The organism is Serratia sp. BNK-10, assembly GCF_047456065.1.
In the GTDB taxonomy this organism is placed as follows: Bacteria; Pseudomonadota; Gammaproteobacteria; order Enterobacterales; family Enterobacteriaceae; genus Serratia; species Serratia ureilytica.
Genome location: NZ_CP179894.1, coordinates 3,719,336 through 3,742,425 on the forward strand (window position 1 = coordinate 3,719,336; position 23,090 = coordinate 3,742,425).

At 62.5% G+C, this 23,090-nt stretch carries 17 protein-coding genes; 3 read left to right on the plus strand and 14 right to left on the minus strand.

Annotation, left to right across the window (positions count from 1 at the left end; translation table 11 throughout):
- Nucleotide 1: 1 nt before the first annotated feature.
- From ACMGG9_RS17930 to purL, 10 genes are all read right to left on the minus strand, one after another.
- Nucleotides 2–1,030, minus strand: coding sequence for an ABC transporter ATP-binding protein (locus ACMGG9_RS17930; RefSeq protein WP_033651579.1), 1,029 nt, complete (start codon nt 1,028–1,030; stop codon nt 2–4).
- A 53-nt stretch (nt 1,031–1,083) separates the two neighbouring features.
- Nucleotides 1,084–2,238, minus strand: a complete 1,155-nt coding sequence (gene ydcS, locus ACMGG9_RS17935) for a putative ABC transporter substrate-binding protein YdcS (RefSeq protein ID WP_025303928.1) — start codon at nt 2,236–2,238, stop codon at nt 1,084–1,086.
- A 73-nt stretch (nt 2,239–2,311) separates the two neighbouring features.
- A complete protein-coding gene (locus ACMGG9_RS17940; protein ID WP_089197345.1) occupies nt 2,312–3,775 on the minus strand; it encodes a gamma-aminobutyraldehyde dehydrogenase in 1,464 nt (487 codons plus the stop codon).
- A gap of 115 nt (nt 3,776–3,890) precedes the next feature.
- The gene (locus tag ACMGG9_RS17945) at nt 3,891–4,814 is read right to left on the minus strand and encodes a LysR substrate-binding domain-containing protein (protein WP_015378793.1); all 924 of its coding nucleotides are present in this window, start codon (nt 4,812–4,814) and stop codon (nt 3,891–3,893) included.
- 331 nt (nt 4,815–5,145) lie between these two features.
- Nucleotides 5,146–5,484, minus strand: coding sequence for a nitrogen regulatory protein P-II (glnB, locus tag ACMGG9_RS17950; protein ID WP_004847623.1), 339 nt, complete (start codon nt 5,482–5,484; stop codon nt 5,146–5,148).
- A gap of 12 nt (nt 5,485–5,496) precedes the next feature.
- Complete coding sequence (locus ACMGG9_RS17955; protein ID WP_147881058.1) at nt 5,497–7,119, minus strand: NAD+ synthase; 1,623 nt, start codon at nt 7,117–7,119, stop codon at nt 5,497–5,499.
- A 130-nt stretch (nt 7,120–7,249) separates the two neighbouring features.
- Nucleotides 7,250–8,590, minus strand: a complete 1,341-nt coding sequence (glrR, locus tag ACMGG9_RS17960) for a two-component system response regulator GlrR (RefSeq protein WP_046687667.1) — start codon at nt 8,588–8,590, stop codon at nt 7,250–7,252.
- Nucleotides 8,587–9,459: a two-component system QseEF-associated lipoprotein QseG gene (qseG, locus tag ACMGG9_RS17965; RefSeq protein WP_052133764.1), complete on the minus strand. Its 873-nt coding sequence runs from the start codon at nt 9,457–9,459 to the stop codon at nt 8,587–8,589. The genes glrR and qseG overlap by 4 nt, the downstream gene beginning before the upstream one ends.
- Nucleotides 9,460–9,462: 3 nt before the next feature.
- The gene (locus ACMGG9_RS17970) at nt 9,463–10,899 is read right to left on the minus strand and encodes a sensor histidine kinase (protein ID WP_033644112.1); all 1,437 of its coding nucleotides are present in this window, start codon (nt 10,897–10,899) and stop codon (nt 9,463–9,465) included.
- Between the two features lie 889 nt (nt 10,900–11,788).
- Nucleotides 11,789–15,679, minus strand: a complete 3,891-nt coding sequence (gene purL, locus ACMGG9_RS17975) for a phosphoribosylformylglycinamidine synthase (RefSeq protein ID WP_414161608.1) — start codon at nt 15,677–15,679, stop codon at nt 11,789–11,791.
- 278 nt (nt 15,680–15,957) lie between these two features.
- Between purL and mltF the strand changes: the two genes are divergently transcribed.
- Complete coding sequence (mltF, locus tag ACMGG9_RS17980; RefSeq protein WP_033644113.1) at nt 15,958–17,418, plus strand: membrane-bound lytic murein transglycosylase MltF; 1,461 nt, start codon at nt 15,958–15,960, stop codon at nt 17,416–17,418.
- Here the strand turns inward: mltF and tadA are convergent, their stop codons facing one another.
- On the minus strand, nt 17,419–17,925 hold the full coding sequence (tadA, locus tag ACMGG9_RS17985; protein WP_033644114.1) for a tRNA adenosine(34) deaminase TadA: 507 nt from the start codon (nt 17,923–17,925) through the stop codon (nt 17,419–17,421).
- Nucleotides 17,926–18,042: 117 nt separating this feature from the next.
- Between tadA and ACMGG9_RS17990 the strand changes: the two genes are divergently transcribed.
- A complete protein-coding gene (locus tag ACMGG9_RS17990) occupies nt 18,043–19,095 on the plus strand; it encodes a DUF2157 domain-containing protein (protein WP_099782384.1) in 1,053 nt (350 codons plus the stop codon).
- 45 nt (nt 19,096–19,140) lie between these two features.
- On the opposite strand, the gene yfhb is transcribed toward ACMGG9_RS17990, so the two are convergent.
- The 3 genes from yfhb to murQ are packed head-to-tail and all read right to left on the minus strand — an operon-like array spanning nt 19,141 to nt 22,074.
- The gene (gene yfhb, locus ACMGG9_RS17995) at nt 19,141–19,797 is read right to left on the minus strand and encodes a phosphatidylglycerophosphatase C (RefSeq protein ID WP_042785222.1); all 657 of its coding nucleotides are present in this window, start codon (nt 19,795–19,797) and stop codon (nt 19,141–19,143) included.
- Between the two features lie 3 nt (nt 19,798–19,800).
- Complete coding sequence (locus tag ACMGG9_RS18000) at nt 19,801–21,162, minus strand: PTS transporter subunit EIIC (RefSeq protein WP_072627118.1); 1,362 nt, start codon at nt 21,160–21,162, stop codon at nt 19,801–19,803.
- Nucleotides 21,163–21,180: 18 nt separating this feature from the next.
- Nucleotides 21,181–22,074 (minus strand): N-acetylmuramic acid 6-phosphate etherase, encoded by an 894-nt coding sequence (gene murQ, locus ACMGG9_RS18005; protein WP_033651584.1) that lies wholly within the window; start codon nt 22,072–22,074, stop codon nt 21,181–21,183.
- Between the two features lie 167 nt (nt 22,075–22,241).
- Between murQ and ACMGG9_RS18010 the strand changes: the two genes are divergently transcribed.
- Entirely contained in the window at nt 22,242–23,090 is an 849-nt protein-coding gene (locus ACMGG9_RS18010; protein WP_033644119.1) for a MurR/RpiR family transcriptional regulator, read from the plus strand.

Sequence of the window (23,090 nt, forward strand, 5' to 3'; positions counted from 1 at the left end):
CTCACCTCTCCTCCAGCAGCGGCACCATCGCCGCGCGCGGCCAGCAGGCGACGATCGGCTGGCCGATCTGCCGCTGTTGCCCTTCGGCGATCCACTGCGGATTGGCCTGGCTGACCAGCAGCTTTTCGCCGCCGTTCAGCGCGATTTCATAGCGTGTGGCCGCGCCCTGGTAATGGATTTCCTGCAGCGTGCCCTGCACCTGGATCTCGTCCTGCGCCGCGCCGCCGTGCTCCAGCAGGCGGATATGTTCCGGCCGGATCGAGAAGGTTCGGCTTTCGCCGAGCAGGCGCTGCGCCAGCTCGCTGCGCACCACGTTGGAGGTGCCGACGAACTCGGCGACGAACGGCGTCTTCGGCCGCATGTAAAGTTCGCGCGGCGTATCCACCTGTTCGATGCGGCCGTTATTGAACACCGCCACCCGATCGGACATCGACAGCGCTTCGCTTTGATCGTGGGTGACGAAGATAAAGGTGATGCCCAGCTGACGCTGCAGCTTCTTCAGCTCACCCTGCATCTGCTCGCGCAGCTTGAGATCCAGCGCGCCGAGCGGCTCGTCCAGCAGCAGCACCCGTGGCCGATTGACCAGCGCGCGCGCCAACGCCACGCGCTGACGCTGGCCGCCCGACAGGTGCGCCGGTTTGCGTTCGGCAACGAAACCGAGCGCCACGCTCTCCAGCGCCTCTTGCGCCCGCGCCAGCCGCTCGCGTTTGGCGACGCCCTTCACCATCAGGCCGTAGGCGACGTTTTCCAGCACCGACATGTGCGGGAACAGCGCGTAATCCTGAAACACGGTGTTCACGTCGCGCTGATACGGCGGCAGGTTGGCGGCTTCCTGACCGTGAATGCGAATCGAGCCGGAAGTCAGCTGTTCAAAGCCGGCGATCAGGCGCAGGCAGGTGGTTTTGCCCGAGCCAGACGGCCCGAGCATGGAGAAGAATTCCCCGTCCTGAATATCGATGGATACCCGATCCACGGCGCGAACATCGCCGAAAGTCCGCGAAACATCGATGAATTGCACGGCAATGGTCATTTTCTGTGCTCCATACGGATGTGATTCGGGCGCAGCGGGCTGCGCCCCGCGGCTTAGCGGCCGCCCATGATGGCGATGTAGTCCTGGGTCCAGCGGCTGTACGGCACGAACTTGCCGCCCTGCGCCTGAGGCGTTTTCCAGAAGGCGATTTTGTCGAACTGGTTGAAGCCGTTGGTTTCGCAGCCCTTCTCACCCAACAGCGCGCTGGCCTTGCAGCCCGCCGGCGAAGCCGGCACCGACCCGAACCAGGCCGCCACGTCGCCCTGCACCTTCGGCTCCAGCGACCAGTTCATCCACTGGTAGGCGCAGCTCGGGTGTTTGGCGTCGCTGTGCAACATGGTGGTATCCGCCCAGCCGGTCACGCCCTCTTTCGGGAACACGGTGGCGATCGGCTGCCCCTCGCCCTTCAGGGCGTTGGCCTGATACGGCCAGGCGCTGGAAGCCACCACGCCTTCGTTTTTAAAGTCGCTCATCTGCACCGAGGTATCGTGCCAGTAGCGGTGGATCAGCGCGTGCTGGCTGCGCAGCAGCTTCAGCGCCGCCTGATACTGCTCTTCGTTGAGCTGGTAAGGATCGCTGATGCCGAGCTGCGGCTGGGTGGCTTTCAGGAACAGCGCCGCGTCGGCGATGTAGATCGGGCCGTCGTAAGCCTGCACCCGCCCCTGGTTGCTCTTGCCGTCCGGCAGGTTCTGCTGCTGGAAGATCACCGCCCAGCTGTCCGGCGGCGTCGGGAAGGTTTTGGTGTTGTACATCAGCAGGTTTGGCCCCCACTGGTACGGCGTGCCGTAGGTTTTGCCGTCCACGGTATACCAGGCGCCGTTCAGCAGGCGCGGATCGATGTTCTTCCAGTTCGGGATCAGCGCGGTGTTGATCGGCTGCACCCGCTTGCCGAAGATCAGGCGCAGCGAGGCGTCGCCGGAGGCGGTCACCAGATCGTAGCCGCCTTTGGCCATCAGGCTGACCATTTCATCGGAGGTGGCGGCGGTCTTCACGTTCACCGCACAGCCGGTTTGCTTCTCAAACTGGGTGACCCAGTCGTAGTTTTTGTCGGACTGGCCGCGTTCGATGTAGCCGGGCCAGGCGATGATATCCAGCCGGCCTTCGCCTTTGCCCAGCGACTGCGGCAGATCGGCCGCCTGAGCCAGGCCGCACAGCACGGTGAGACAGAGCGCGGAGACGGTGGTGGTGACTGCGGTAGTTTTTCTCATCGTAATTACCCCTGTGTTGCGTATCTGTGTGCGGCAGGGAACGGCTGCCGCCCGATTTTGCTTTATAGAACCGCTAGAAGCTGGCTTTGAACTTCGCCATTACGTGCCTGACAACGCTGTAATCCTGCAGCGAATCGCTGGACAGATCCTTGCCGTAGCCGGAGCGTTTCAGGCCGCCGTGCGGCATTTCGCTCGCCAAGGTGAAATGGGTGTTGATCCAGGTGCTGCCGTACTGCAGATGGGCGGCGATGTGCAGCGCCCGATCGATATTTTGCGTCCACACCGACGAAGCCAGCCCATATTCCGAGTCGTTGGCCCACTCGACCGCCTGCGCCAGATGCTCGAAGCGCGTGACGCTGACCACCGGGCCAAACACCTCGCGCTGCACGATCTCGTCGCTTTGCAGGCAGCCCGCCAGCAGGGTCGGCTGATAGTAGAATCCCGGCCCGGAGTGCGCCGCGGCGCCGGTGATCAATTCGATATGCGGTTGGCTGAGCGCGCGCTCGACAAAACTGGCGACGCGATCGCGCTGGCGGCTGCTTATCAACGGGCCGATCTCGTTGTCCTGATCGCGCTTGCGGGCGAAGCGCAGGCTGGCGACCGCCTCGCCCAGCGCGTCCACCAGTTTGGGATAGATGCCGGCCTGCGCGTAGATGCGGCAGGCGGCGGTGCAGTCCTGTCCGGCGTTGTAATAGCCATAGGTGCGAATGCCGTTGACCACTTCGTCAAGATCGGCGTCGTCGCAGACGATCACCGGCGCCTTGCCCCCCAGTTCCAGGTGGGTGCGCTTGACGCTTTTGGCCGCCGCCTGAAGAATTTTTTGCCCGGTGACGATATCGCCGGTGACCGACACCAGCCGCACCTGCGGGTGCCCCACCAGCTGGCTGCCGACCCCTTCCCCGCCGCCGTAGACGATGTTCAGCACGCCCGGCGGCAGGATCTCCTGCAGCGCCGGCACCAGCGCCAGAATAGTCAGCGGCGTGTGCTCTGACGGTTTGAATACCACGGTATTGCCCGCCGCCAACGCCGGCGCGATCTTCCACGCCGCCATCATCAGCGGATAGTTCCAGGGGGCGATCGAGGCGACTACGCCGATCGGATCGCGGCGGATCATCGAGGTGTGGCCCGGCACATACTCACCGGCCAGTTGCCCTTGTTGCGTACGCACCGCGCCGGCGAAGAAGCGGAACACGTCGACCGCCGCCGGCAGATCGTCATTGAGCGCCTGATGCAGCGGCTTGCCGCAGTTGAGGGCTTCCAGCTGCGCCAGCTGCGGCGCCTGCCGCTCGATGGCGTCAGCGATGCGCAGCAACAGCGTGGCGCGCTGGGCCGGCGTGGTGCGCGACCAGTGGCTGAACGCCTGCTGCGCGGCTTTTACCGCGCTGCCGACCTGCGTCGAAGAGGCTTCGGTCAGGGCGATCAGCGTCTCGCCGTTGGCCGGATTGACGATGCATTCCTGCTGGCCTTCGCCGTCGATAAGCTGACCGTTAATGAACTGCTGACAGGACAAACCTGAGAGAATCTGCACATCCGCCATCGCCTGACGCCCCTAAGTGACAAAAACGTTAACCAAATGTGAATAAGTTAGTTTTAATCAGCCTAAGCGAGCCTCTGGCGGGCAACAAATTCTAAATACTGAACGCCGCGTTCGATTAAATCGAATGCTTAAGCCCGGCGGCGTGTTTGCTGCCGTTCTCGCGCGCGATGGTGAGGAACGGCGTCACCAGCTCCGGCCGCGCGCTGCCGCGCCGCCATGCCAACCCGATATCCAGCGGCTCCAGCAGATCGTCCAGCTTGCGCGCCTCGATCATGTTGCCCTCCAGCGACCAGGCGCGGTACGCCATGTCCGGCTGGATGGAGACCCCCATCCCCGCCGCCACCAGGCTGCGCACCGCCTCGGTCGAGGCGGTCTTCATGGCGATCTCCGGCTTCAGCCCGGCGCGCGCCCAGATGCGCCGCGCGTGCACGTCCATTTCATCAGCGTTGAGCTGGATCAGCGGCTGTTTGGCCACGTCCGCCAGGCTGATGCTCTCGTGCTCCAGCAGCGGGTGCAGCGGCGGCAGCCACAGGCGGTACGGCGAGTGCATCAGCACCTCGGTCTGCAGCGCGTCGCGGTCTTCGATGTTCGACAAGATCAGCACGCCGATGTCGATCTCGCCGCTGACCAGAAGATGCTCGATGTACGGGCGTTCGTCTTCTACCACCTGCACGGTGACGTTGGGATAGGCCGATTTAAAGCGCGTGAGCAGTTCCACCAGGAAGTAGCCGGCCACCAGGCTGGTGACGCCGATAGTCAGCTTGCCGGTCAGGCTTTCAGTGCCGATCTGCAGGCTGCGCTTGGCGTTGTCCACCGTCGCCAGGATCAGATACGACTGGCGCAAAAACTGGTGCCCCTGATGGGTCAGCGTCATGCCCTTGGCATGGCGATCGAACAGCCGCACGCCGATCTCGGTTTCCAGCTGCTGGATAGCGAGCGTCAGCGAAGACTGGGAGACAAACACCGCCTGGGCGCCGGCGGAGATCGACCCGGTTTCCGCCACGGCGATAAAGTGGCGGATTTGGCGTAACGTCATCATCCCCATCGCCTTTCAAGCCGCTGCGTTGTTGTCTGCGTTCGCTTACCCCAGTCACTTACTTGAGTAAGCTCCTGGGGATGCACGCCCTTGCCGCCTAGCCGCAACTTGAAATTCATTGGGGATCACCTTAATCAAAATAGTTACGTTGATTGTAGATCTCGCGAGAGAAGCGATCGGGAAAAGTATCAAAAACGAGATAGCGTTCGCTTTTTTAGAATGCCGACAGGCAAAAATGAGGGGAACAATGAGGCGAAGAAGTGCGATGTGCGGGGGACAGAAATGACAAGGGCGCAGCAAGCTGCGCCCTGATGGCCGATGATCCTGCGGAGGATCAGATCGCTTCTTCGTCCTGCTCGCCGGTACGGATGCGCACCACGCGCGCCACGTCGAAGACGAAGATCTTGCCGTCGCCGATCTTGCCGGTCTGCGCCGTCTGCATGATGGTTTCCACGCAGGTGTCGACGATGTCGTCGGCAACCACGATCTCTATCTTCACCTTCGGCAGAAAGTCGACCATGTACTCGGCGCCGCGGTACAGCTCGGTGTGGCCTTTCTGGCGGCCGAAGCCTTTGACTTCGGTGACCGTCATGCCGGTGATGCCCACTTCGGCCAGCGCTTCGCGGACGTCATCCAGTTTGAACGGCTTGATAATCGCGTCGATCTTTTTCATCTTCTTTCCTTATTACCAATTTTTGCGGCCAAAACCGGATGTGATGGGATAACGGCGGTCTTTGCCGAAGTTACGGGCGGTGATGCGCGGCCCGACGGCGGCCTGACGCCGCTTGTATTCGTTGATGTCCACCAGGCGGATCACCTTGCGCACGATCGCTTCGTCGAAGCCTTCGGCCACCAGATCGGCGACCGACTTGTCGCGCTCAACGTAGCCTTCCAGGATCGCATCCAGGATATCGTACGGCGGCAGGCTGTCCTGATCGACCTGATCCGGCGCCAGCTCGGCGGACGGCGGACGATCGATCACCCGCTGCGGGATCACGTAGGAGACGGTGTTGCGGTATTCGGACAGCTTGAACACCAACGTTTTCGGCACGTCTTTCAACACGTCGAAACCGCCGGCCATATCGCCGTACAGCGTGGCGTAACCGACCGCCATTTCGCTCTTGTTGCCGGTGGTCAGCACGATGCTGCGGCGTTTGTTGGACAGCGCCATCAGCACCACCCCGCGGCAACGCGCCTGCAGGTTCTCTTCGGTGGTGTCGCGCTCGGTGCCGGCGAACATCGGCGACAGCTGGCCCATAAAGGCATCGAACATCGGCTCGATGGAGACGATATCGAACTCCACGCCGAGGATTTCCGCCTCTTCCTTGGCGTCGGCGATGCTGATATCCGCGGTATAGCGGAACGGCATCATCAGCGCCTGCACCTTGTCTTTACCTAACGCATCCACGGCGATCGCCAGCGTCAGCGCCGAGTCGATGCCGCCGGACAGCCCCAGCACCGCGCCTTTGAAACCGTTCTTGGTCACGTAGTCGCGCACCGCCAACACCAGCGCCTGATACACCTGCGCCAGCTGCGGCAGTTCGGCGGCCGGATCGGCCATCGGCACCACGTCCAGCTCGTTGAATTTCAGGCGAGTGACCTGCTCGTCGAAGGCCGCCAGACGGTGGGTCATGGTGCCGGCGGCGTCGAAGACCTTGGAGCAGCCGTCGAAGATCAGCTCATCCTGGCCGCCGACCTGGTTGAGGTACACCAGCGGCAGCTGAGTGCGCTGGCAGTGGCCGGCCATCAGCGTTTTGCGGATATACGGTTTTTCGCGGTTATACGGCGAGGCGTTGATCGACAGGATAATCTCCGCGCCGGCGGCCTTGGCGGCGTCGATCGGCTCCGGGAACCACAGATCTTCGCAAATCAGCAGCCCCAGACGGTAGCCTTTCAGTTCCACCACGCAGGTGTCGTTGCCGGCGTGGAAATAGCGCTTCTCATCGAACACGCCGTAGTTCGGCAACTGCTGTTTGAAGTAGCGGGTCAGCAGGCGGCCTTCGGCAAACAGCGACAGCGCGTTGTACAGCTTGTCGCCTTCGCGCCACGGGTGGCCGACCAGGATCGCCGTCTCGGCGGAAGCCTGCTGCAGGCGCAGCAGCTGCGCATCACAGCGCTGATAGAAATCATTGCGGTACAGCAGGTCTTCCGGCGGGTAGCCGGACAGCGCCAGTTCGGTGAACATGACCAGATCGGCTCCCGCCTTCTGCTGCTCCTGCACGATTTGCAACATGCGTTCGGTGTTGCCTTCAATGTCGCCGACCAGCAGGTTCAGCTGGGCCAGGGCGATGGAAAGTGATCTGCTCATTTGTGTACGATCCCGCTTAATACGTTCCATGGTGCTCTACGCCGGGGCGCGCCGCGGCAAAGAGAACGGAGTGTAAATCATTCCGCCGGATTTGTTGAGAACCTGCGTGGCAGGCGCCGGCGGGAATCTGTCATTCTTTAAAATCGTTGGCGTCCAGCTCGTGGCGCGACAGCAATTTGTAAAACTCGGTGCGGTTGCGGCCCGCCATGCGCGCGGCCTGGGTCACGTTGCCCTTGGTGATCTGCAGCAGTTTGCGCAGATAGTGCAACTCAAACTGGTTGCGCGCTTCGGCGAAAGTCGGCAGCGCAGTGTTTTCCCCTTCCAGCGCCTGTTCCACTAGCGCCTCGCTGATCACCGGCGCCGAAGTCAGCGCCACGCACTGCTCGATGACGTTGACCAACTGACGCACGTTGCCCGGCCAGCTGGCGGTCATCAGCCGCTTCATGGCGTCGGTCGAGAAGCTGCGCACGAACGGCTTGTGCCGCTGAGCCGCTTCGCGCAACAGGTGATTGGCCAGCAGCGGAATGTCTTCGGCGCGCTCGTTGAGCGCCGGGATCTTCAGATTCACCACATTGAGACGATAGTAGAGATCCTCGCGGAACTCGTTCTTCGCCATCGCCTTTTGCAGATCGCGGTGGGTGGCGGAGATGATGCGCACGTCGATGTCCAGATCGCGGTTGCTGCCCAGCGGCCGCACCTTGCGCTCCTGCAGCACGCGCAGCAGTTTCACCTGCAGCGACAACGGCATGTCGCCTATCTCGTCGAGGAACAGCGTGCCGCCCGCCGCCGCCTGGAACAGCCCCTCGCGGCTGCTGACCGCGCCGGTGAAGGCGCCTTTGGCGTGGCCGAACAGTTCGGACTCCAGCAGTTGCTCCGGCAGCGCCCCGCAGTTGATGGCGATGAACGCCTTGCCGGCGCGCGGGCTGGCGGCGTGGATCGCCTGCGCCAACACCTCTTTGCCGGTGCCGCTCTGGCCGTTGATCAACACGCTGACGTCGGACTGGGCCACCATTTTCACCTGCTCCAGCAGCCGTAGCATCAACGGGCTGCGGGTGACGATGTCTTCGCGCCAGGCGTCGTCACCCGCGGGGGAGGCCGACAGCGACAGCGCCTCGTCGATGGCCTTATAGAGCGCATCGCGATCCACCGGTTTGGTGAGGAAGCTGAACACTCCCTGCTGGGTGGCGGCCACCGCATCGGGAATCGAACCGTGCGCGGTAAGAATGATCACCGGCATGCCCGGCTGATGCTTTTGGATTTCGGCGAACAGCGCCATGCCGTCCATCTCATCCATGCGCAGATCGCTGATCACCAGATCGATCTGTTCGCGCACCAACAGGCGCAGCGCTTCCTGGCCGCTTTCGGCGGTGGTGACGTGAAAACCTTCGCTGGTCAGGCGCATGCCCAGCAGCTTCAGCAGGCTGGGATCGTCGTCAACCAATAACAGGTTGGCCGGTTTGCGTGCGGTCATTGCGCGTGGGACTCCTTATTGGCGGGGTGCGGCGTATAGGTGTCTTCCGGTTCAACCGGCAGCGCGGTGCCTTTTTCCGGTTCGTCCTGCGTTTCAGCGCCTTTGGCGGCCGCGCCGCTTTTACCGGCGGCTTCGCCCTTCTGCTGGCCCGCGCCGTTTTCCGGGATTTCTCCTTGCAGCTGCTTGCGCGATGAGAGCTGGCGCTCGATATCGGTCAGGTTTTCCAGCTTGCGCGAGGTGTCCTGCAGCTGCGACTGCAGGCGCGCCTGATTCTGGCGCAGCGAATCGATCTGGCTGTCGCTGCTCTCCTGCAGATGCTGATAGCGCGCTTTCTCATCGAACAACGTGATCTGCAGCATCTGCTGCTGGCGCCACAGCTGCGTCAACGGACGTAGCGAACCGGGGAACTCCATCCGGTAACTGTTGATCCTGTCGAGCATCTGGCGGCGTTCACCGGAGGTCGGCTGTGCGCTCCCCAGCAGGATGCTCTGTTTGAAAACGCCGGACCAGCTGTCACCCGGCACCGTTTTCGCCAGCGCACGCGCCTGGGTCGAGCCGATGCGATCGGCGCAGTCCATCGCGCGCAGCCAGTAGAGCGCGTTATCCAGCGCGTCCTTGTCGTCCAATTGCCACAGGGTATCGCAAGCCGCGGTGCGGTAATCGATCACCTTGGTATCCGGGATCGCCTCTTGCTGCTGAGCGCTCAATCCGCCGCTGACGGCGCGATCGACGCAGCCCGCCAGCAACAGCGGCATAAAGAAAACGGCGCCCAGCCAGGTGATCGGGCGTTTGCCGAGCGGCGCTCTGTGCGTGGCACGCGGTGAACGTTCGGTCTGTGAAAGACGAAGGCGCTTAGACCATGTGTACATTATTTATTCATTCTCGGCGGTTAACGGCAGTTCAATGCGGAAGCAGACGTCTGCACCGGCGACCGTCGCCAGTTGCAGCTCACCGCGCATGCGACGGATACAGTCCTGAGCGATGCTCAACCCCAGTCCGCTTCCTTTTACCGCCCCTTTTCGCTGGTGACTACCCTGGAAAAAAGGCTCGAAAATCATGGCTCTTTCAGCCTCGGGGATCGGCGTGCCGGTATTGGCGACGTCGATTTGCACCCGTTGTCCAACCTGACGGCTGCGGATCCAAATGTTACCGGATTCCTTGCCGTAGTGCACCGCATTGGAGTAGAGATTATCCAGCACGCGCATTAATAGCGTAGGCTCTGCCCAGCAGATTTCCGCTTCCAGCGCGATTTCGGTGGAAATCATCTTCGCCCGCGCCGGCAAACTGTGCGCGGCGACCACCAAATCGACCATCTCGCGCAGCTCGACGTTCTCGTGCTCCGCCGGGCCATCGGCCAGTTTGCGGTTGTAATCCAGCAGTTGTTCAATCAGCTGCTGCAGGTGGCGGCTGCTGTTGTCGAGGATCGTCACCACCTCTTTCTGGTCGGAAGTCAGCGGCCCCGCCACCTCGTCGGCCAGCAGTTCGGTGCCTTCGCGCATGCTGGCCAGCGGCGTTTTCAATTCGTGCGAGATATGGCGCAGGAACTCGTGGCGCTGCGACTCCAGCCACGCCAGCCGTTCGCTCAGCCAGATGATGCGCTGCGCCAGCGAACGCAGCTCGCGCGGCCCTTTGAACGATGCGGTGCTGCCCAAAGCGCGCCCTTCCCCCAGGCGGTTGATCATCCGCTCCACGGCCTTGACCGGCCCGATGATCATGCGGGTGAACAGCACCACCAGCAGCACGCTGACCAGGAACAGCAGCAGCGCCTGCCAGCCGAAGAACTGGCCGCGCTCGGCGATGGCCTGCTGCAGCTGCTGGCCGCGCGAGAACACCACCGCGCGCGTGGCCTGCACCATTTCGGCATTGGAACGGGAGAACGACTCGAGCAAGGCGGAGGCTTCTTGGTCCGGCCCGCTGTTATGGCACTTGATCGCCGCCAGCTGGGTCAGCAACTGACGCAACGTTTGGTAGTAGCGCTCGTCCGGCAAGATCGGCGCGTGGGCGTCCAGCATCTGCGAATACTGCTTGCGCTGATTTTGGTACAGCTTCTGCAGCGTGGGCTCAACCAGCACGCAGTACTGACGATAGCTGCGCTCCATCTCCAGCGCCACGCTGGTCATCGCCTCGCTGCGCCGCGCGTCCACCAGCGTGGTGCGGTTGATGTCCGCCGCCTGCGCGCTCAGGTGATCCAGACTCTGGTAGGCCTGATAGGCCAGCACCAACAGCGGCAGCAGCACCAACAGGAACGCCAGCAGCACCAATTGCCGCAGCGAACGGGGGAATAAACGCCATTTTTTCAACGAAATCATCTCATTCTCTCAGGCCTGTCACGATGCTAACTGACTCGCCGGAAAGAGAAAAGCCCGGCAAGGGAGAATCCTGAACGCACAAGGAAAAAGCCGCGGGATCGGTGAACCGCGCCGATAAGGTTGGCCTGCCGATGGCATACGGCCCCGGTAACAAAAACCGGTACGAAAGCGAGAGTGTGGGAATAGCGTCTGCGTTCGAGGGCATAGGCAACGAAACAGGGGTAAGCGCAGCGTTGAGAATTGACGCCGGGGCAATAAGCTTGCCCCGCCGCAAGGAAAGTGTGGATGCCCTTGAACCTCGTCCCCAGGGTGATGTAGCGCAGCGGCTGGCATCGAACAGGACGAATAGCATCCGTAAGTATCCAGGATTGATGAACCCTTCATCACAGTTGGATACAGGCGGTGCCTCACTCCACGTGTCGCCCGATGCTTGATAAAGCCGCTTGCGCGGTCTGTTATCGGTTTGGTTGGACGATAGGCACCATTTCTTTGGCATCATTCGGAGGCTTATGAGGCGATTTGCCGTTTATAATTACGGCGCCGTCATAAAAAGGTGAATGAGCAACCGCAGAGAATAATGCACGTTACGTGCCAACTTTGCAATTAAATTAATAACGAATTGATTTTAATAAAAAATAAATAAAACCCTGCCGTTTGATTCGCCGATTCCGCGCCGAGCAATGATGAAATAAACGCCGCTCTGTCGCCAAATGCAGACAACTAAAGTCAAACCTGTTTACCGATAATAAAATCAATGGGTTAAATGTCTCCATTTAGCGACAAGCAAACCAGCACTTGTCGCAAAATGCAGACACTGCCGCCAATCGCCGAGTGCCGGCCATAAAAAAGGGCGCAATTGCTTGCGCCCTCTGTACGGTGGTAGCCGTTTTTAGCCCAGTTGCTTACGGGCGTTGCGGAACATGCGCATCCACGGGCTATCCTCGCCCCACTCTTCCGGGTGCCAGGAGTTGCTGACGGTGCGGAACACGCGTTCCGGATGCGGCATCATCACCGTTGCGCGCCCGTTGGCGCTGGTCACGGCGGTGATGCCATTCGGCGAACCGTTCGGGTTAGCCGGGTAAGCTTCCGTGACCTGACCGGCGTTGTTGACGAAACGCAGCGCCACCAGGCCATGGCTTTCCAACGCCGCCAGATGCGCCGCATCGCGCACTTCGACATGCCCTTCGCCATGGGAAACGGCGATCGGCATGCGCGAGCCGGTCATGCCCTGCATGAACAGCGACGGGCTGGCCGCCACTTCCACCAGGCTGAAGCGCGCCTCGAAGCGATCCGACAGGTTGCGCACGAAGCGCGGCCAGTGTTCGGCGCCCGGGATCAGCTCACGCAGGTTGGACATCATCTGGCAGCCGTTGCACACGCCCAGCGCCAGCGTCTGCGGACGGTGGAAGAACGCCTCGAACTCGTCGCGCACCCGCTCGTTGAACAGGATAGACTTCGCCCAGCCTTCGCCGGCGCCCAGAACGTCGCCGTAAGAGAAGCCGCCGCAGGCCACCAGCGTGTGGAAGTCCTGCAGATCGCGGCGCCCGGCCAGCAGATCGCTCATGTGCACATCCACGGCGTCAAAGCCGGCTCGATGGAACGCCGCCGCCATTTCAACGTGGGAGTTCACCCCCTGCTCGCGCAGCACCGCCACTTTCGGGCGAGCGCCCTTGGCGATGTACGGCGCAGCGATGTCTTCCTCGGGTGCGAAGGTCAGCTTCACGTTCAGGCCGGGATCTTGTTCATCCTGCTTGGCCTGATGTTCCTGATCGGCGCACGCCGGGTTGTCGCGCAGACGCTGCATCTGCCAGGTCGTTTCCGCCCACCAGGTGCGCAGGGTATTGCGGCTTTCGCTGTACAACGCTTTGCCGTGCTGATTGATGACGAAACGATCGCCGGCCTGTACGCTGCCGATGTGATGCACGTTGTCGGTCAGACCGTGCTGCGCGAACGCCCGCTTCACGTCGTCGAGACGTTCGGCGCTCACCTGGATCACCGCGCCCAGCTCTTCGTTGAACAGCACCGCCAGCGCATCGTCGCCGAGGCCATCGAGGTTAACCTCTACGCCGCAGTGACCGGCGAAGGCCATCTCCGCCAGCGTCACCAGCAGGCCGCCGTCAGCGCGGTCGTGATAAGCCAGCAGCGCGCGATCGGCCACCAGCTGCTGCATGGCGTTGAAGAAGCCCGCCAGCTGCGCGACATCGCGCACATCGGCCGGTTTGTCGCCCAGTTGGCGATAAACCTGCGCCAGCGCGGTAGCGCCCAGCGCGTTATGGCCGTTGCCCAGGTCGATCAACAGCAGCGCGCTGTCGCCCTTATCGGTGCGCAATTGCGGCGTCACGGTGTGGCGCACGTCTTCCACGCGGGCGAAGGCGGTGATGACCAGCGACAGCGGCGAGGTCATTTCACGCTGTTCATTGCCTTCCTGCCAGCGGGTTTTCATCGACATGGAGTCTTTGCCCACCGGAATGGTGATGCCCAGCGCCGGGCACAGCTCTTCGCCCACCGCTTTCACCGCTTCGTACAGGCCGGCGTCTTCACCCGGGTGGCCGGCGGCGGCCATCCAGTTGGCGGACAGCTTCACGCGCTTCAGGCTGCCGATTTCCGTGGCGGCCAGGTTGGTCAGCGCTTCCCCGACCGCCAGGCGGCCGGAGGCGGCGAAGTCCAGCAGCGCCACAGGCGCGCGTTCGCCGAGCGACATCGCTTCGCCATAATAGCTGTCCAGACTGGCGGTGGTGACCGCGCAGTCGGCTACCGGGATCTGCCACGGGCCGACCATTTGGTCGCGCGCCACCATGCCGGTGACGGTGCGGTCGCCGATGGTGATCAGGAAGGTTTTCTCCGCGACGGCCGGCAGATGCAGCACGCGCTTCACCGCGTCGGCCAGCGTGATGTTCTCACGCTGTACCGCCTGGCCCTGCACCTGCAGACGGGTCACGTCGCGGGTCATCTTCGGCGTCTTGCCGAGCAGCACGTCCAGCGGCATGTCGATCGGCTGATTGTCGAAGTGACGATCGTTCAACGTCAGATGTTGCTCTTCGGTCGCTTCGCCGATCACCGCGTAAGGCGCGCGCTCGCGGCGGCAGATCTCGTCGAACTGCGCCATCTGCGCCGGGGCGATCGCCATCACGTAACGTTCCTGCGATTCGTTGCACCATACTTCCAGCGGGCTCATGCCCGGCTCGTCGTTGAGAATGTCGCGCAGTTCGAAACGGCCGCCGCGGCCGCCGTCGCTCACCAGCTCCGGCATGGCGTTGGACAGGCCGCCGGCGCCGACGTCATGGATAAACAGGATCGGGTTCTGGTCGCCCAGCTGCCAGCAGCGGTCGATCACTTCCTGACAGCGGCGTTCCATTTCCGGGTTGTCGCGCTGCACCGATGCGAAGTCCAAATCGGCATCGGACTGGCCTGACGCCATCGATGACGCCGCGCCGCCGCCCAGACCGATATTCATCGCCGGGCCGCCCAGCACCACCAGCTTGGCGCCGACGGTGATTTCCCCTTTCTGCACGTGATCGGCGCGGATGTTGCCGATACCGCCCGCCAGCATGATCGGTTTGTGGTAGCCGCGCAGCTCAACGCCGTTATGGCTGTTGACGCGCTCTTCATAGGTGCGGAAGTAGCCCAGCAGCGCCGGGCGACCGAATTCGTTGTTGAACGCCGCGCCGCCCAGCGGGCCTTCGGTCATGATGTCCAGCGCGGTGACGATGCGCTCCGGTTTGCCGAAGTCCTGCTCCCACGGCTGTTCAAAGCCGGGAATGCGCAGGTTGGACACCGAGAAGCCCACCAGGCCGGCCTTCGGCTTGGCGCCGCGGCCGGTGGCGCCTTCGTCGCGGATCTCGCCGCCGGAGCCGGTCGCGGCGCCAGGCCACGGCGAGATCGCCGTCGGGTGGTTGTGAGTTTCCACCTTCATCAGGATATGCGCGTCTTCCTGATGGTAGTCGTACGTGCCGTTCTCCGGCGCGGCGAAGAAGCGGCCGACCTGCGAGCCTTCCATCACCGCGGCGTTGTCTTTATACGCCGACAGCACATAGTCCGGCGTCTGCTCATAGGTGTTCTTGATCATTTTGAACAGCGACTTGGGCTGCTGTTCGCCGTCGATGATCCAGTCGGCGTTGAAAATCTTGTGGCGGCAGTGCTCAGAGTTGGCCTGCGCAAACATATAGAGTTCGATATCCGTCGGGTTGCGCCCCAAACCGGTAAAGGCATTCAGCAGGTAATCGATCTCGTCCTGCGCCAGCGCCAGGCCGAGCCGGACGTTGGCCTGCTCCAGCGCGGCGCGCCCTGCGCCCAGCACGTCGACCGACTGATACGGCGCCGGCTGATGGTGCGCGAACAGCTGTTCAGCCTGTTGCAGCTCGCTGAAGACGGTTTCCATCATGCGATCGTGCAGCAGCGCGGCGAGCTGGTGCCACTGGGCTTCCGTCAGCTCAGGCGCCTTGACGTAGAACGCCAGACCGCGCTCCAGCCGCAGCACCTGTTGCAAACCGCAGTTGTGGGCGATGTCGGTGGCTTTGGAAGACCAGGGAGAAATGGTGCCCGGGCGCGGCGTGACCAGCAGCAGCCGGCCTTCGGGGGCGTGTTCGGCGAGAGAAGGACCGTACTTGAGCAAGCGCTGAAGTTTAGCGTGTTCTTCGGCACTTAGCGGTGCGCTAACATCGGCAAAGTGGACGTACTCGGCGTAGATATCACTGACGGGCAGGTGGGCGTCCTGGCAGCGGGACAGCAGTTTGGTAATGCGAAAAGCCGATAAAGCGGGCGAACCACGCAGAATTTCCATAATCAAAGTTCTCTCGTCTTCGAAGCGACGGATAAGACGCTTCATTGGGCGCAACAGGGGAAAACGCGCGTCATTATAGAGAATCCTCGCCGCCGACGAAACCGTTTGCGTAGGGATTATTGATAAAAGCGCGCCGCACCGTCGAATTGTCATAACGTGTCAATAAAGTTGCACACTGGCGTTTTGTTGCGCAAAATGCCCCCCGCACTGGTGATTTAACCATGAGAAAAGTCGCGGTTGTCGTCGCCGGCGTACCTGTGCCACCACTGGATAACTATTTGAAACGTCTTAAAATAAACTACATCCTCATCGGCGTTGTCACCCTGCTTCTGGCTCTCGCGCTGTGGCCCAATATCACCTGGCGCAGCGGCCAGGGCGGGCAACTCCAGGAGATCATTTCCCGCGGCGAGTTGCGTATCAGCACGCTGAACTCACCGCTGACCTATTTCAACACCAAGCAAGGGCCGGGTGGGCTCGACTACGAACTGGCCAAGCGCTTCGCCAACTACCTCGGGGTAAAACTGGTGGTGATCCCCCATCAGAACATCAATGACCTGTTCGACGATCTGGACGACGACGACGCCGACCTGCTGGCGGCGGGCCTTATCTACAACCAGGAGCGCCTCAGCCGCGCGCGCACCGGCCCCGCCTACTACTCCGTTTCCCAACAGCTGGTGTACCGGCTGGGCACCCCGCGGCCAAAAGGCTTCGCCGACATCAAAGGCAAGCTGGCGGTCGCCTCCGGTTCCGCGCACGTCAGCACGCTAAAGCAGCTCAAACAGGATAAATACCCGGATCTCGCCTGGGAGTCCTCCAGCGATCTCACCTCCAAAGAGCTGCTGGAGCGGGTTGCCGACGGCAAGCTGGACTATACCCTCGGCGATTCGGTGACCATCGCGTTGCTGCAGCGCATCCATCCGCAGCTGGCGGTGGCGTTCGACGTCACCGACGAAGAGCCGGTCACCTGGTACCTCAAACGCGACGGCGACGACAGCCTGTACGCGGCGATGCTGGATTTCTACAGTCAAATGGTGGACGACGGCACCCTGGCGCGGCTGGAAGAGAAATACCTCGGCCACGTCGGCAGCTTCGACTACGTGGATACCAAAACCTTCCTGTCGGCCATCGACTCGGTGCTGCCCAACTTCCGCCCGCTGTTCGAGAAACACGCCAACGAGATCGACTGGAAGCTGCTGGCGGCCATCGCCTATCAGGAATCGCACTGGAATCCGCAGGCCACCTCCCCCACCGGCGTGCGCGGCCTGATGATGCTGACCCGCGCCACCGCCGACGGCCTGGGGGTCAACGATCGCCTCGATCCGGAAGAGAGCATTCAGGGTGGCGCCCTGTACCTGCAGCGGCTGATGGCCAAGGTGCCGGACAGCGTGCCGGAAGATGAGCGCATCTGGTTCTCGCTGGCGGCCTACAACATGGGCTGGGGGCATATGCTGGACGCGCGTAAGCTGACCAAAACGCAAAAAGGCAATCCGGACAGCTGGGTCGACGTCAAACAGCGCCTGCCGATGCTCAGCCAAAAGCGCTACTACCCGCAGCTGACCTATGGCTATGCGCGCGGGCGTGAAGCCTACAACTATGTAGAAAACATCCGCCGCTACCAGGTCAGCCTGGTGGGTTATCTGCAGGAAAAAGAGAGAAAGGCGGCGCAAGCGGCCGCCGAGCAGGAAGCGTTGGGAAAAGGCTATCCGACGGTGATGCCGGAACTGGCGCTCAACTACTGATTATTCCGGCTTATCCGCCGCCCGCTGCGCCAGCTTGAGCGCTTTTTTCTGTTCGCGGCGCAGGCGGAAGAAATTGCTCAGGGTGGCGGCGCATTCGTCCGCCAGCACGCCCGAGACGATCTCCACCTGATGATTCATGCCCGGATGGCGCAAAATATCCACCAGCGAACCGGCCGCGCCGGTTTTCTCGTCGGCGGCGCCGTACACCAACCGGCGGATGCGGCTGTGCACCATCGCGCCGGCGCACATCACGCAGGGTTCCAACGTGACGTACAGCGTGGCGTTCAACAAGCGGTAGTTTTGCAGCACCGCGCCGCCCTGGCGCAGCGCCATGATCTCGGCGTGCGCGGTAGGATCGTGCCGGCCGATCGGCCGGTTCCAGCCCTCGCCGATGACCTGATTGTCCAGCACCAGCAGCGCACCCACCGGCACCTCGCCCTCTTCCTGCGCGCGCAGGGCCAGCTGCAATGCCTGACGCATCCAGTACTCATCGTTATATTCAGTCATCGCATAATTCCTCGTGCGCTTTTGCGGCGGGCATTATACACACTAGCCTCCCTTTGTCGTAGCCGCCCGCCAATGGCTATACTGGCCACATCAGCGTGTGATTCAGGGACAAGAAACATGAAACTCAGTAAAAAGAACGCCGTCGTGGTGCGCAAGGCGCTGGACGGCTGGGTTGGGGAAGGCGCCTTGAGCCCCGAGCAACAACAGCAACTGCTGCTGCATGTGGACGTGCAGCCTTTCGATTGGCGGCGGCTGGCGCGCTATGCGTTTCTCGCCGCGCTGGCCTCGTTGCTGATCGCCGTCACCAGCCTGTTCGCCGACAGCGCACTGCTTGAATGGCTGAGCGAACTGTTCCGCTTCGACGCGCCGGTGCGCATGGCGATCGCCGGCGTACTGGCGGCGCTGGCCTACGTCTGGGCGCTGCGTCGTCGTCAACGCCACCCAGAAAAACGCTACGGCAATGAGGCGGCGCTGTTTGTCGCCGTGTTGCTCACCGCCTGCGCCTTATGGCAACTGGGCGTCTGGCTGGATAACGGCAGCGGGCGGGTTTCCGTGCTGCTGCTGGTCGCCGCGCTGCTGTACGGCGCCATCGGCTGGTTCAGCCGCTCCGGGCTGGTATGGTGGTTCGCCCTGCTGTCTCTCGGCAATGCCTTCGGCGCCGAGACCGGCTACCTGTCCGGCTGGGGCGCCTACTGGCTCGGCATGAGCTACCCGATTCGCTTTATCGCCTTCGGCGCGGTGCTGATCGCCGCCGCATTGCTGCTGCGGCCGCTATTGGCGCAGCGCGGCCTGCAGCGGGTGTCGCTGGCGATGGGCCTGCTGTACCTGTTCATCGCGCTGTGGCTGCTGTCCATCTTCGGCAACTACGGCGATCTCGACAGCTGGTACCGCGCGCGCCAGATTGAGCTGTTCCACTGGAGCCTGCTGTTCGGGCTGGCCGCCTTCGCCGCCATCTGGCTGGGGTTGAAGCATGACGACGCCATGCTGCGCGGTTTCGGGCTGACCTTCCTCGGCATCAACCTCTATACCCGCCTGTTCGAGTTTTTCTGGGACAGCATGCCGAAGACGATTTTCTTCGCGCTGCTCGGCCTGAGCCTGTGGGCGTTGGGGCATTATGCGGAGAAGATTTGGCAGCTCGGACGCAAACCGCACGACGTAACCGACGACTGATCGCGGCAGCGATAACAGCAAAGGGCGGAATTCTCCGCCCTTTGTTTATTCCAGCTGCTGCAGCTCGCCCTGCTTGCTCACCCGCCAACGGTGCTCGCAAAAAAACAGCAGCGGGTTATCCTGCTTGCTGTCGCTGTAACCGCTGTACAGTTTCAGCGGCGCGCCGAGCCGTTGCTCCAACTGCACCACTTTTTGTACGCCCAGACAGCGCAAGGTCAGCACCCAGCCGCCATAGCGGCGCGCGATGCGGCTGCCGACCAATCGCACCCGCGGCAGAAACGCCGAATCCCGATACACCTGCGCCACCAGTTGCTCCGGCGAGCCGGTAATCAGCCACACCTCGGCATCGTGCTCATCCAAATACTGCCGCAAGCGCATTTGCACCACCGGAAACGCAGTGACCTTCTGGCGGAAAACCTCGATGAACTGCCGCTCCAGCGCCTTCAGCGTCGCTTCGGTACGCCCGAAGGTGATAGCCCACAGCAACAGGCTCATCGGCCAGCGCGCGGCGCGCCCCAGCAGCAACAGCGCCAGGCCAATCAATGGCAACAGCGGTATCACCAGCAGCAAATTCAGCGGTAAACGGCGCAGCAGGAAACGCAAGAAACTGCCGAACATATCCTCCTGATGCAGAGTGCCGTCCAGATCGAAAAAGACCACGCGGCGCCCTGCTGCGGCCGATGGTTGCTGCTTGTCGCTCAAACGCTACTCCTCGGGATCGTTGAACCCCATCATCCAGGTGAAGAGAAAACCGGCGATAATCGTAATCAGCATCCCCGCCAGATACAACATCACCTTACCTGAGACGATGGTCAACGCCAAAGGCAGCCCCGAAATGCCGAAGGTAATCACCGTCGCCACTTTCCAGTAGCTGATCACCGCGCCGCCTACCGCACCGCCGAGGCAGGCGCCGATAAACGGCCGGCCCAGCGGCAGCGTCACCCCGAAGATCAGCGGCTCGCCGATGCCGAGAATGCCGACCGGCAACGCCCCTTTGATCACCTTCTTCAGCCGCGCGTTACGGGTTTTCAACAGCACCGCCAGCGCCGCCCCCACCTGACCGACGCCGGCCATCGCCAGGATCGGCAACAGCGGGTTGGAACCGTGCGCCTGCACCAGCTCGACGTGGATCGGCACCAGCCCCTGGTGCAAGCCAGACAGCACCAGCGGCAGGAACAGCCCGGAGAGCAGCGCCCCGACAAGCAGCCCGCCCTTGTCGATCGCCAGATTGGCGCCGTGGGCGATGGCATCGGAAATGGCGCCGCCGATCGGCTGCAGGATCAGGATCGCCAACGAGGCGGTCACCAGCGTGGTCAGCAGCGGATTGAGGATCAGTTCGACCGACTCCGGCAGCAGCGTGCGCAGGCGTTTCTCCACCCAGCACATCAACGCCACCACCAGCAGCACGGCGATCACCCCGCCGCGCCCCGGCTGCAGCGCCTCGCCGAACAGGGTGATCTGCGCCAGCGCCGGGCTGGAGAGGATCCCGGCCATCACGCCGCCCATCGCCTGTGAGCCGCCGAACACCCGCGCGGCGTTCACCCCGACCAGAATGTTCATGATGGCGAACACCGCGCTGCCGAAGATCGCCAGCAGCCCCAGCGCGTTCGGGTAGTCCAACGCCAACTGTCCGGCGATGTCGGGCCGTTTCAGCAGGTTGATGATGCCGGTGATCAGCCCCGAGGCGATAAACGCCGGGATCAGCGGAATAAAAACGTCGGCCAGCTTTTTCAGCGCGCCGCTCATCGGCGCCGCGTATTTCTGTTTGGCCTGCGCCTTGGTGCGGGCGGCGTCACCAACCGCGGGCTGCGCGCTGCCGCTCAGCAAAGCGCGCATGGCGTCCACCACCTTGGCGGCGGCGCCCGGGCCGACGATAAACTGATGCTGTTCACCCTGCTTGATATAGCCCTTCACGCCGGGCAACTGCTTGAGGGCCGCCAGATCCAGACGCTGTTCGTCGCTGACCTCGACGCGCACCCGCGTCATGCAGTTCTCCAGTTTGAGGATATTGCCCTCGCCCCCCACGCCCGCCAGGATCTGTGTCGCCAATGCCGTTGTCTTGTCCATCGCCGCCCCCACCGTGAATTAACGCGCCAACGCCGCGCGCAGGTAGCCGTCGTGCCGCTGCAGCCGCTGCTGCGCCTCATCGGCGCTGACGCCGGCTAAAATCATCAGGATCGCCGGTTTGACCTCAAAGCCGGTCTGCGCCAGCGCCGCCTCCGCCTGAGCGCGTTCGGCGCCGGTGGCCTCCACCACGATGCGGCAGGCGCGATCCACCAGTTTGACGTTGGTGGCCTTCACGTCCACCATCAGGTTCTGGTAGACCTTGCCCAGCTTGACCATCGCGCCGGTCGACAGCATGTTGAGCACCAGCTTCTGCGCGGTGCCTGATTTCAGGCGCGTCGAACCGGTCAGCGCCTCCGGCCCCACCACCGGCGAGATCGCCACCTGCGCTTCGTGCGCGATCGGCGAATCCGGGTTGCAGGAGATGGCCGCCGTCGGGCAACCCAGCCCGCGCGCATAGCGCAGCGCGCCGATCACGTAGGGCGTGCGCCCCGAGGCCGCCAATCCCACCACCATATCGACGGCGGTCAGGTTCAGCGCCCGGAGGTCGGCCTCACCCAGGGCTGCGTCATCTTCCGCCCCTTCCACCGCTTTGAGCAGCGCGCCCGGGCCGCCGGCGATTAGCCCCACCACCACACCGTGCGGCACGCCGAAGGTCGGCGGGCACTCGGAGGCATCCAGTACGCCCAGGCGCCCGCTGGTGCCGGCGCCCAAATAAATCAGCCGCCCGCCGGCCTTCAGCGCCGCCGCGGCCAAATCGACCGCCTGCGCGATCGCCGGCAGCACCTTTTCAATCGCCTCCGGCACCTTGCGATCTTCCTGGTTAAAGCAGCGGACCATGTCCAGCGTCGACATCTCATCCAGCCCCATGGTGGCCGGGTTGCGGGTTTCCGATACCAGTGCGCCTAAGTTCATCTGTTCACCTTTGAATTTTTAATTCACAAAACTAAATCAATATTTGAATATTTTATTCAACAAAGCGAGCGCTATTTGCTATTTTAACGACGAGCTCACAAAAATTTTCACCGCGCGTTTTCGCCGCCTGCGTGGCAAAATGGCCGCTGGTTTCCAGGGAAAGATCAATGAGTACCCTTCTGCGCATTCGCCAGATGTATCCGACACTGGCGCAAAACGACCGCAAGCTGGCGGATTTTTTGCTGAACAACGCCGAACAGGCGCGCCATCTCAGCTCGCAAAAGCTGGCCCAGTTGGCCGGCGTCAGCCAATCGAGCGTGGTGAAGTTCGCCCAAAAGCTGGGCTATAAAGGTTTCCCGGCGCTGAAGCTGGCGCTGAGCGAGACGCTGGCCCAGCCGCAGGCCGAACCGGTAGTGACCGTTCATAACCACATTCTCAGCAGCGACACGCTGAAAACCGTCGGTGAAAAGCTGTTGGCGGAAAAGCAGGCGGCGCTGCGCGCGACGCTGGACATCAACAGCGAAGAACGGCTGCATCAGGCGCTGGACATGCTGCGCCAGGCGCGCCGGGTGATGCTGATCGGCATCGGCGCCTCCGGGCTGGTGGCCAAGGATTTTTCCTTCAAGCTGCTGAAAATCGGGGTGATGGCGGTGGCCGAAGCGGATATGCACGTTCAACTGGCGGCGGTGCAGGCGCTGGACAAACGCGATCTGCTGGTGGCGATCTCCTTCAGCGGCGAGCGGCGTGAAATCAATCTGGCGGCGGAAGAAGCGCGCCAGGCCGGCGCCAGGGTGCTGGCGCTGACCAGCTTCTCGCCCAACGGCCTGCAGCAACGCGCCGATCACTGCCTCTATACCATCGCCGAAGAGCCCCGCACCCGCAGCGCGGCCATCTCTTCCAGCACGGCCCAGTACGCTCTCACCGACCTGCTGTTTATGGCGCTGATCCAGCACGACCTCGATCATGCCCGCGACCGTATCAGGCACAGCGAACAATTGATGAAAAAGTTGGTTTAA

Excerpts from the sequence above, each read along its gene's own strand:
- ACMGG9_RS17930 (WP_033651579.1), bottom strand. The coding sequence starts at position 1,030 with ATGACCATTGCCGTGCAATTCATCGATGTTTCGCGGACTTTCGGCGAT.
- ydcS (WP_025303928.1), bottom strand. The coding sequence starts at position 2,238 with ATGAGAAAAACTACCGCAGTCACCACCACCGTCTCCGCGCTCTGTCTC.
- ACMGG9_RS17940 (WP_089197345.1), bottom strand. The coding sequence starts at position 3,775 with ATGGCGGATGTGCAGATTCTCTCAGGTTTGTCCTGTCAGCAGTTCATT.
- ACMGG9_RS17945 (WP_015378793.1), bottom strand. The coding sequence starts at position 4,814 with ATGATGACGTTACGCCAAATCCGCCACTTTATCGCCGTGGCGGAAACC.
- glnB (WP_004847623.1), bottom strand. The coding sequence starts at position 5,484 with ATGAAAAAGATCGACGCGATTATCAAGCCGTTCAAACTGGATGACGTC.
- ACMGG9_RS17955 (WP_147881058.1), bottom strand. The coding sequence starts at position 7,119 with ATGAGCAGATCACTTTCCATCGCCCTGGCCCAGCTGAACCTGCTGGTC.
- glrR (WP_046687667.1), bottom strand. The coding sequence starts at position 8,590 with ATGACCGCACGCAAACCGGCCAACCTGTTATTGGTTGACGACGATCCC.
- qseG (WP_052133764.1), bottom strand. The coding sequence starts at position 9,459 with ATGTACACATGGTCTAAGCGCCTTCGTCTTTCACAGACCGAACGTTCA.
- ACMGG9_RS17970 (WP_033644112.1), bottom strand. The coding sequence starts at position 10,899 with ATGATTTCGTTGAAAAAATGGCGTTTATTCCCCCGTTCGCTGCGGCAA.
- purL (WP_414161608.1), bottom strand. The coding sequence starts at position 15,679 with ATGGAAATTCTGCGTGGTTCGCCCGCTTTATCGGCTTTTCGCATTACC.
- tadA (WP_033644114.1), bottom strand. The coding sequence starts at position 17,925 with ATGACTGAATATAACGATGAGTACTGGATGCGTCAGGCATTGCAGCTG.
- ACMGG9_RS17990 (WP_099782384.1), top strand. The coding sequence starts at position 18,043 with ATGAAACTCAGTAAAAAGAACGCCGTCGTGGTGCGCAAGGCGCTGGAC.
- ACMGG9_RS18000 (WP_072627118.1), bottom strand. The coding sequence starts at position 21,162 with ATGGACAAGACAACGGCATTGGCGACACAGATCCTGGCGGGCGTGGGG.
- murQ (WP_033651584.1), bottom strand. The coding sequence starts at position 22,074 with ATGAACTTAGGCGCACTGGTATCGGAAACCCGCAACCCGGCCACCATG.
- ACMGG9_RS18010 (WP_033644119.1), top strand. The coding sequence starts at position 22,242 with ATGAGTACCCTTCTGCGCATTCGCCAGATGTATCCGACACTGGCGCAA.